5 protein-coding genes are annotated in these 10,730 nt (G+C 51.2%); 3 read left to right on the top strand and 2 right to left on the bottom strand.

Annotation, left to right across the window (positions count from 1 at the left end):
- Positions 1-540 precede the first annotated feature (540 nt).
- Entirely contained in the window at positions 541-3,231 is a 2,691-nt protein-coding gene (gene rcsD, locus I2123_RS08485) for a phosphotransferase RcsD (RefSeq protein ID WP_112166949.1), read from the top strand.
- A 4-nt stretch (positions 3,232-3,235) separates the two neighbouring features.
- Complete coding sequence (gene rcsB, locus I2123_RS08480; RefSeq protein WP_112166948.1) at positions 3,236-3,886, top strand: response regulator transcription factor RcsB; 651 nt, start codon at positions 3,236-3,238, stop codon at positions 3,884-3,886.
- Between the two features lie 91 nt (positions 3,887-3,977).
- On the opposite strand, the gene rcsC is transcribed toward rcsB, so the two are convergent.
- Complete coding sequence (gene rcsC / locus I2123_RS08475) at positions 3,978-6,854, bottom strand: two-component system sensor histidine kinase RcsC (RefSeq protein ID WP_213052194.1); 2,877 nt, start codon at positions 6,852-6,854, stop codon at positions 3,978-3,980.
- A 143-nt stretch (positions 6,855-6,997) separates the two neighbouring features.
- The gene (gene gyrA, locus I2123_RS08470) at positions 6,998-9,649 is read right to left on the bottom strand and encodes a DNA topoisomerase (ATP-hydrolyzing) subunit A (protein ID WP_112166946.1); all 2,652 of its coding nucleotides are present in this window, start codon (positions 9,647-9,649) and stop codon (positions 6,998-7,000) included.
- Positions 9,650-9,909: 260 nt separating this feature from the next.
- Here gyrA and ubiG point away from each other — a divergent pair, with 260 nt between their 5' ends.
- Entirely contained in the window at positions 9,910-10,659 is a 750-nt protein-coding gene (ubiG, locus tag I2123_RS08465) for a bifunctional 2-polyprenyl-6-hydroxyphenol methylase/3-demethylubiquinol 3-O-methyltransferase UbiG (protein ID WP_213052193.1), read from the top strand.
- Positions 10,660-10,730: the final 71 nt, after the last annotated feature.

Genomic DNA, 10,730 nt, shown 5'->3' with positions numbered 1-10,730 from the left:
CGAGAAGACCATTAAAGCAATGGATTAACTTCCAACTGGTGATGGGTAAAACGAGCGACTGCAAAACGAGCAAAAGTTGATTTTAGTGATGCTTTTTATGTGTTTCTGTTATGTCGTTTAGGAATTTTTTTACTCTAAACTCCATAAGTTATATGCATGATTTGAGTTAAGTGTATTAAAAAAAAGTTATCTTTGTGATAAATTTTATTCATGAAAGTATTAAAAATTATAAGTTTGACGTGAGTAAAATCATGGCCTAGCGGAGGGGTTTTAGATCAATATATTGATTTGTAATAGTTTTAAATTCTAAACATCAATACTGATCGTGATCATCATTAAGAAAATCAAGGATTAGCATCAAGAAATGCACATCAAAATGACTTATCAATTTTGTGACTATCCATAAAGAATTTTGGGCTTAATGTATTGAGGCTAAAAATAATTAAGACTATGCGCAATCACTGAAACTTATCGTTTCTGATAAACTGTGCGGTCTGTTTAATGTCAGGTGTTTTTTCATGAAGGAAAAGACTCATCATCATGTCAGGTAAATATTTATCGCTGACCTCAACCAACATCACGCGTTTCTTTTGGTTGTTCATTTTGCTGCTGGCACTGGGGCTGGGTCTTTACGGGTATAACTACACCAATGCTTATCTGAACGATAAACTGCGCACGGTGCAATCCACCGCCGATCAGTTGCAAAAACGTATCGATAAGTATCGTTACATGACATATCAGATTTACGACAACTTCACCGGCCAGCCGCTGCCGCCGGATGTGGTCTCCGCGCAGGAAATCCGCCTGCGTCAGGACATGTTCTATGTCTCTAAGCCGCACAAGAAAACCGACGCACTGATTTTTGGGACGCATGACAGCTCGACGCTGGATCTGACACTGAAAATCTCGTCCTTCCTCGATGAACAATGGGGTGCCAAAACGCTGCCCTATTCGCTCTATTATCTGAACGGCCAGGACAACAGCATGGTGCTGGTGACCACGGTGCCGCTCGAGGAACAGGATTCCCGCCTCAAAGAAAACTATTTCACCAGTACGCTGCAATCACGCCGTGCTGAGATGCTGCAACAGGCCAATACGCTGGACGAGCGCGAAAGCTACTCCGCCCTGCGTAAATCGCGTCAGAGCAGCGACTACAACTTTACGCTACGCACCACGTTCAATAATCCCGGTCATCTGGCGACGGTGATCGCCTTTGATTTGCCGATGAGTGATCTCATCCCGCTGAACATGGCACGGGACAATTTCCAGCTCAACGGCAGTACAGCCGCGGTGAATGAAGGCGATCCGACCGACGACAATGCCGCGAGCAGCATTGCTGTTCAGGGCTGGTCACTGGTGTTCAGCGTGCCACTGAGTAACTCTCCGCTGTCGCTGACCTATCATGTGCCGTTGTTCAGCCTGGTGGTGGATCTGTCACGTAATAACTTCTGGCTGATCCTCATCAATCTGTTCCTGATCGGGCTGGCGATGACCAGCATTTACTTTATTCGTCATCAGTACATCCGCCCGAGCGAAAATATGGCGGCGCAGTTGCATATGCAGCAGGCGCTGAATCAGGAAATCATCTCCGGGTTACCACTCGGTCTGCTGGTTTATAACTTCAGCAACCACAGCGTGATCCTCAGTAATAAAATTGCCGACCAGCTGTTGCCGCATCTGAGCCTGAATAAAATCGCTAATATGGCCGAGCAGCACAACGGCTCGATTCAGGCTACGGTTAACAACGAAGTGTATGAAATCCGCATGATTCGCAGCCAGATCTCTCCGGAAACGTATCTGTTCCTGCTGCACGATCAGGACAAAGAAGTGATGGTCAACCGCACGCTGCAACAGGCTAAGCGTGAGTTCGAAAAGAACCTGCAGGCGCGCAAACTGATGCTGCACAATCTGGGCATCGAGCTGAATCAGCCGTTGCAGGAGCTTAACGGGCTGGTGGAATCATTGGTGGCGGTGGAAGATCTTCACGAACGCCAGACGCTTCAGGGCAAATTGCAGGTCGAATCGCGCAACGCACTGACGCTGGTGGATAACATCACCCTGCTGACCCGTCTGGAAACGCAGGACTGGCAGCCGGCCAGCCAGCCGTATGTCTTATCCGCTATGGTGGATGAACTCCTGCTTGAGGCCCTGCCCCGCCTCAGCCAGAAAGGCCTCGGTTTGCTGAATCATTTCCATATTGCACCGGAAGCGATGTTCGTCGGCGATATGCAGGCGGTGAAGAAAATTCTCTCGCTGCTGCTTGATTACGCCATTGTTACCACGTCGCTCGGCAAGGTCACACTGACCAGCGAACAAGACGAAGATCGCCCGGATCAGCTGGTTTTCCACATAACTGACACCGGCAGCGGAATTTCGAAGGAAGAATTGAGCAATCTGAATTATCCTTTCCTGAGCCAGACGTTGGTTGATCGCTTTAATCACGGCTCCGGCCTGACATTTTTCCTGTGCAATCAGCTGTGTAAAAAGCTGGGCGGACAGTTGGAGATCCGCAGTAAACTCGACATCGGCACGCGTTATACCGTCCGGGTGAAACAACGGCAGCAAACGCAGGAAGTGGAAGACGAGCACGAGAAGTTGCTGACGGATGTCACCGCGTTACTCGACATCACCTCTGACGAGGTGCGCGGCATTGTGACCCGGACAATGAATGCGTACGGCGCGGTGTGTATCGTGGCCGATGAGCGACAACTGACGCGTGAATACGATGTTCTGCTGACGGATAATCCACAAAATAGTGACAAATTTACGCTGCTGCTGACCGACGATGAGTCCGGTTTCCAGTCGCTGGAAAAGCATTATATTCGCGTCAATTACAACATCAGCAGCGCGCTGATCGACGCAACCCTACTGTTAATTGAACAGCAATTTGCCGTTCCTGATGACAGTGTTTCATCCGAAGAACCCGGCGATGACTCTCTTGACCATTATGAAAAGCAGTTAAAATCAAGCGATTACTATCAGCTTTTTGTCGAGACAGTACCGGAAGATCTTGAGAAACTGTATAATGAAAACCAACGTCGTGATTTCACATCACTTTCCCAAACTGCACACCGCCTTAAGGGAGTGTTCGCTATGTTGAACCTGACCCCAGGCAAGCAAATGTGTGAAGAGTTAGAACAGTACATCGCAGATGGCGATGCATTACAGATTACTGAAACCATCAATCTTATTGATTCTTTTGTCTCCAGACTGCTCCAGCAAGGTAGCTAATCACATGAATACTATGAACGTAATTATTGCTGATGATCATCCTATCGTCCTTTTTGGCATTCGTAAGTCACTTGAACAAATCGAATGGGTGAATGTTGTCGGCGAGTTTGAAGACTCGACGGCTCTGGTCAACAGCTTAAGTAAACTCGACGCCCATGTATTGATTACTGACCTCTCTATGCCGGGCGATAAATTCGGCGACGGGATTACGCTTATCAAATACATCAAGCGCCACTATCCTCAGTTGTCGATCATTGTTCTGACCATGAACAATAATCCGGCGATCCTGAGCTCGGTGCTGGATCTGGATATCGAAGGCATTGTCCTCAAACAGGGCGCGCCAACGGACCTGCCAAAAGCGCTGGCCGCTTTGCAGAAAGGCAAGAAGTTCACGCCGGACAGCGTGGCCAAGCTGTTGGAAAAAATCAGCGCCAACGGTTACGGCGACAAACGCCTGTCACCAAAAGAGAGCGAAGTTCTGCGTTTGTTTGCAGAAGGCTTCCTGGTGACTGAGATTGCTAAAAAACTGAACCGCAGTATCAAAACCATCAGCAGCCAGAAGAAATCAGCAATGATGAAACTGGGTGTGGAAAACGATATTGCGTTGCTGAACTATTTGTCTTCCATCAGCTCCATGCCGGTCGACAAAGACTGAGTTTTCGCAAAGCAGTCTTCATGCAAAAAGACAAAAGGCACCTTCACGGTGCCTTTATTTTTGGGACAAAACCTTCAGCCAGAACGCCGCTTCAGTCTTCTTTTTTATAGCTCCCTTTGCGCACGCGTTCACTGTAATAGCTCAGCGTATCGCGCAGCGTTTCCAGCGTCACCGGCTTCGACAGACAGTTATCCATCCCCGCTTCCAGACACCGCTGACGTTGCTCGGCCAGCGCGTTGGCGGTCACGCCGATCACCGGCAGGATATGGCCCAGCTCGCGCAGTTTCTGCGTCAGGCCATAACCATCGAGGCGTGGCATGTTGACATCGCTTAACACGATATCAATCTCGTGCGCGCGCATGGCATCCAGCGCATCCATCCCGTCATTGGCGGTCACCACGATGTAACCCATTGTCCCCAGCTGATCGGCGAGCAGACGGCGGTTGATTGGATGATCATCGACCACCAACAGGGTGATATCACTGTAGTCCTGCGCGATAGCGGTTTCAGCCGCCTGGGCGTTCAGGCCGTCCTCATCCCCTGCCGTCTCAATCTGGTAAATGCGGTTGAGCAGCGCGGTGATTTCCAGCGGCGTCGAGGTGCCGTGTACCCAATATCCCGGCCTGGTTTCCACCGGCGGGCCGATATGATCTATCGAGAATTCAATCTGCGCGCGTAGCGTACCCATGTGAATAAACGGCTTATCGGTGATCAGCACGTCCTCGGCGGCGGTCGCCTGCTCAGGTTCATAGCGCTGGATATTCGCGCCGTGGTGGCGCAGCAGCTGCATCAGGTAGCTTTCAAGATACGCATTGCGTACGTCAAGCCAGACGATTTTATCCTGCCAGTGATCCAGCGGTTCCTCAGACGGGAACACCGCGCTGTAAAGCGGAATACGTACGGTGAAAGAACTGCCGAGACCCGGCTCGGATTCCACGTCAATATCGCCATCCATCAGGTTGATTAGCTTTTCGCAGATCGCAAGCCCCAGGCCGGTACCCTGGAAATGACGCTGCACGCCGGTACCGACCTGGAAGAACGGGTCGAACAGACGGGTGATTTCGCGCTCAGGAATACCGACGCCGGTATCGCGCACCTGGAATTCCAGATAATTTCCGCAGGTTCTGACATTCAGCACGATACAGCCGGTATCGGTGAATTTAATCGCATTATTGAGAATATTTGAGATGACCTGTTGCAGACGCACCGGATCGCCGTTGAACGACAGCGGTACGTTGTGCTCGATAAAGCAGTACAGCCCGAGGCGCTTTTTCACCACCAGCGGCAGATAGTTACCGGCAATGTGCGTGATCACTTCACGGCAGGAGAACTCCTGCGGCTCGATTTTCAGCTGTTCGGATTCGATTTTCGAGAAGTCGAGAATGTCGCTGATGATTTTCAGCAGCAGCGCTGAGGAGTTATTCATCGCCGTCACCAGTCGATCCACGCCCTGCGGCAGCCCCTGCGTTTGCAATAAGTCCAGATTACCGATAATACCGTACAGCGGCGTTCGCAGTTCGTGGCTGACCGTTGCCAGGAACATTGATTTCGACTGGCTGGCCTGCTCGGCGGCATTCGCCATCTCCTGCAACGACTCTTCCATCCGCACGCGCGCACTGACGTCGATCAGCACGCAAATCGCGACGTCTTCGTTGCGGTAACGTGAATGGACGAAGCTAAGCTGGATGTTATTGTTATTCTTGGTAATCACGTCAACAAAATTCACCTGCTGATCGCAGATGATACGCGTAATACGTTGACGGTCTTCCTGGGTCAGCATGCTGATGTAGTTGTGCGCCAGCTCGTTACTCAGGATATTCACGCCGTCGCTGATGCGCAGAATCGAGATCCCCACCGGCGCCGACGCGACAATTTTGTGGTTAAACTGCTCGTGCTCCTCGAGGCGGAAGGCGTTCTGCTCGGCCGGTAAAAACATCTTGCGTTCAAAGACCCACGCCAGAATAAACAGTAACAGGCCGGAGAATATATTGAGCAGCACCGCGTTAAATATCATGATCTTGAACCGTTCAATGACAATATTGAACGGCATGGAATACACCACGCTCAGCGAAGACGGCGACAGCGGCTTTTTGTAGATCAAGTCTTTGTAGCCATTCATGTAACCGAAGTACGAGCTTTCCTGCGGATAATTTCCCAGCGCAGCGGTATAACGGTCGCCTTCTGAAAGGCTGAGCAGCGGCTGATCGTCCTCATCGAGCAACGTAACGCTGGTGTGTTGCGCGCTCGGCGTGACCAAATCTTCCAGACGCAGGTTTTGCTGAATCCCCATCAGCGCTTCCAGTTTGTTGCCGATATAAATCGGCGTCAGCACATACAGATAACCGGACTCCCGGTTATTGGACTGAGAAACCCAGTACAGGCTGTTCTCTTTGTCCTGATTTTTACCGTTGCGGTATTGCAGGATTTTTTCATGCAACGATTTCAGCTGATCCTGACTTTCACGTTCAAACGGTTCGCTGCTGATGCCAAAATCCACCACACACAGGTTTTCGCCGCTGATAAAGAACACGCGATTAAGATCATAGGCATCAGAAAAATTGTCTTTCCAGTAATGAATCATGTTCCCCAGGGACGTCAGCGAGTTACGGTAACTGTCGCTGAGCTGAGAGCAATCCGAATCCGGGAAAAGGGAAAGGTAGGACGGTGGCGTATTCTTGCTGCTGATCATCCCGTTGATGATATCCAGCCCGTTCATTGAATCGCTCAGACGCTTTTCGGCCATAAACTTAATGCTGCGCATCACGTCATTGGAGTTTTTGACGTAGCTCTGCGCGAGATCGTAGTTGAGGTTATCCTCATCCCGGATCTCCGACTCTTTATTGTGGAAGATATTCAGCACATAAAAGGTGGTCAGCAGCACCCCTAACGTCCACAGCATCAGCGCCAGCACCCTGAACAGGTAGCGGGAGATTCTCAGCGTTGTTCGAAACGAAGCAAGATATTTCAAGGATTAACCATCGGTGTAACGGCTCAGTGAGCGGAATGTGAATCAGAATACACTATTGAGGGACTTTCTAAAAAACCCGGAATGAATAAAAAAGGCATAACACGTTGCCATGTTATGCCTTCCTTTCAACCGACTAAGAAAACTTATTCTTCTTCGTCGTCTGCTGGCTGATCGTCTTCACTTTCTGCTTCGTCTGGCAGATCGGCTGCTTGTGCCGCTTCCAGTTCGCCCGCTTCGGTGGCAACGCCATCCAGTTCTTCATCTTCTACCGGTTCCGCCACACGTTGAAGACCGACCACGTGTTCTTGCTCAGCGGTGCGGATAAGCGTAACACCCTGGGTATTACGGCCAACGGTGCTCACTTCGGATACACGTGTACGCACCAGCGTACCAGCATCGGTGATCATCATGATCTGATCCGCTTCATCCACCTGGATAGCCCCTACTACCGGACCATTACGCTCGCTCACTTTGATCGAGATAACGCCCTGCGTTGCGCGGGATTTGGTTGGATATTCGGCAGATTCAGTACGTTTACCGAAACCATTCTGCGTCACAGTGAGGATACAACCGTCGCCGCGAGGAATGATCAGGGAGACGACGCTGTCGCCTTCGCCCAGACGGATACCGCGAACACCGGTCGCCGTACGGCCCATTGAACGCACCGCTTCTTCGGAGAAGCGCACCACTTTACCGGCTGCAGAGAACAGCATGACTTCGTTGTTACCGTCGGTCAGATCCACACCAATCAGCTCATCACCCTCATTGAGGTTGATGGCGATGATGCCGGCGCTGCGCGGACGGCTGAAATCGGTCAGTGCCGTTTTCTTCACGGTACCACTTGCCGTTGCCATGAACACATGACGGCCTTCTTCGTACTCGCGTACTGGCAGAATGGCGGTGATACGTTCGTTGGGTTCGAGCGGTAACAGGTTGACGATCGGACGGCCACGTGCGCCACGACTGGCTTCCGGCAACTGATAGACTTTCATCCAGTACAGACGTCCCCGGCTGGAGAACATCAAAATAGTGTCGTGGGTGTTGGCCACCAGCAGACGGTCGATGAAGTCTTCTTCTTTAATACGGGCTGCTGATTTACCTTTACCGCCGCGACGCTGCGCTTCGTAATCGGTCAGAGGCTGATACTTCACGTAGCCCTGATGCGACAAGGTCACCACAACGTCTTCCTGATTGATCAGGTCTTCGATGTTGATGTCAGATGAGTTCGCCGTGATTTCGGTACGACGCGGATCGTTATACTGATCGCGGATCGCTTCCAGCTCTTCACGAATGACTTCCATCAGACGATCCGGGTTGGACAGGATGTACATCAGCTCTGCGATTTGCACCAACAGCTCTTTGTACTCATCAAGCAGTTTTTCATGCTCGAGGCCGGTCAGTTTCTGCAAGCGCAGATCCAAAATAGCCTGTGCCTGTTGCTCGGTAAGGAAGTATTTACCTTCATGAATACCGAACTCTGGCTCCAGCCATTCAGGGCGTGCCGCGTCATCACCGGCACTGGCCAGCATTGCCGCAACGTTGCCCAGATCCCATGAACGCGCAATCAGGCCCGCTTTCGCTTCGGCCGGAGATTGTGCAGCACGGATCAGTTCAATGATCGGGTCGATGTTAGCCAATGCGATCGCCAGTGCTTCAAGGATATGAGCACGGTCGCGGGCTTTACGCAGTTCGAAAATAGTACGGCGTGTTACCACTTCACGGCGGTGGCGAACAAACGCGGACAGAATCTCTTTCAGACCCAAAATTTTCGGCTGACCACGGTGTAATGCCACCATGTTGATACCGAAAGAGGTCTGCAGCTGCGTCAGTGAGTACAGGTTGTTCAGAACCACTTCACCGACGGCGTCGCGTTTGATTTCGATGACGATACGCATACCGTCTTTATCGGACTCATCACGCAGCGCACTGATACCTTCAACGCGTTTTTCTTTCACCAGCTCGGCGATCTTTTCGATCAGACGGGCTTTGTTCACCTGATACGGGATCTCGTGAACAATGATGGTTTCGCGACCGGTTTTGGCGTCCGCTTCAACTTCAGCGCGGGCACGGATCGAAATCTTGCCACGGCCGGTACGGTAAGCTTCTTCGATACCCCGACGACCGTTGATGATCGCCGCGGTCGGGAAATCTGGCCCCGGAATGTGTTCCATCAGCCCTTCGATGCTGATGTTCTCATCTTCAATGAAGGCCAGGCAGCCGTTGATAACCTCAGTGAGGTTATGCGGCGGAATGTTGGTCGCCATACCTACCGCGATACCTGACGAGCCGTTGACCAGCAGGTTAGGAATACGGGTTGGCATAACAGCAGGGATTTGCTCGGTGCCATCGTAGTTTGGCACGAAATCGACGGTGTCTTTTTCTAAGTCAGCCAGCAATTCGTGAGCAATTTTTGACATGCGAATTTCGGTATAACGCATGGCTGCGGCGGAGTCGCCATCCACTGACCCGAAGTTACCCTGCCCGTCCACCAGCATGTAGCGAAGTGAGAAAGGTTGAGCCATACGGACAATGGTGTCATAAACCGCGGTATCACCGTGTGGGTGATATTTACCGATAACGTCACCGACCACACGGGCCGATTTTTTATAGGCTTTATTCCAGTCGTTACCGAGGACGTTCATTGCGAAAAGTACGCGGCGGTGCACCGGTTTCAAACCATCACGCACATCTGGTAGCGCACGTCCGACAATCACGGACATCGCATAATCCAAATAAGAGTTTTTCAGCTCTTCTTCGATGTTAATCGGTGTGATTTCTCTGGCAAGGTCGCTCATGGAGCTGCTATCCCTCTACTGATTATTCATGGCCGCTGCCCACGTAGGCATATATAGCGCAAAGGTGTAAAACTATACCACAAACCAGCCAAACGTGGAAAACAACCGCCCCCTTTTGCCTACTATTATCCAACAGGTTTCAAACCTTTGCGCAAAGCGCCTCATTTCGTATAAAGATTCGCCATAACGACAAATCTGAACCAAAGCAGACGAAATAGGTATAATCGGCCACATCAAGATATAAGGAGTTCATCACGCTCATGACAACCACATCATCCACATCGGCTTCCGCTACGCCACAGAACATCGACCACGAAGAAATCGCCAAGTTTGAGGCGGTCGCATCACGCTGGTGGGATTTGGAAGGCGAATTCAAACCGCTGCACCGCATCAATCCGCTACGCCTGAACTACATTCTTGAGCGCGCTGATGGCCTGTTTGAGAAGAATGTTCTCGATGTCGGCTGCGGCGGCGGCATTCTTAGCGAAAGCATGGCCGTTGCCGGTGCGCAAGTGACCGGGCTGGACATGGGTGGCGAACCGTTACAGGTGGCGCGTCTGCATGCGCTGGAAAGCGGCGTGAAAGTCGATTACGTCCAGGAAACGGTTGAGGCACACGCCGATGCCCATCCGCAGCAATACGATGTGGTCACCTGCATGGAAATGCTCGAACATGTGCCGGATCCGGCTTCCGTCGTGGCTGCCTGTGCGCGTCTGGTGAAACCCGGCGGCCATGTGTTCTTCTCCACCATCAACCGTAATAACAAAGCCTGGCTGATGGCGATTTTCGGCGCAGAATACGTGCTGAAGATGGTGCCAAAGGGCACGCACGACATCAAAAAATTCATCAAACCGTCAGAGTTACTGGGCATGATCGACCGCACGTCACTGTCCGAGCGTCACATTATGGGTCTGCACTACAACCCGCTGACTGATCATTTTAAACTCGGGCCGAACGTGGACGTCAATTACATGATTCATACTCAGTCGGAAGAAAGTTCTGTCATCTGACCTGCTTTAAATCCCCGGTACGTCAAGCCCGGAAGATGCCTTCCGGGCGGACTTAAGCGCAATTCCCTCCG

It is taken from the genome of Rahnella inusitata, assembly GCF_018288855.1.
GTDB lineage: Bacteria > Pseudomonadota > Gammaproteobacteria > Enterobacterales > Enterobacteriaceae > Rahnella > Rahnella inusitata.
Note: the sequence above shows the minus strand (reverse complement) of the source record. Positions and strands in the feature narration are given on the sequence as shown.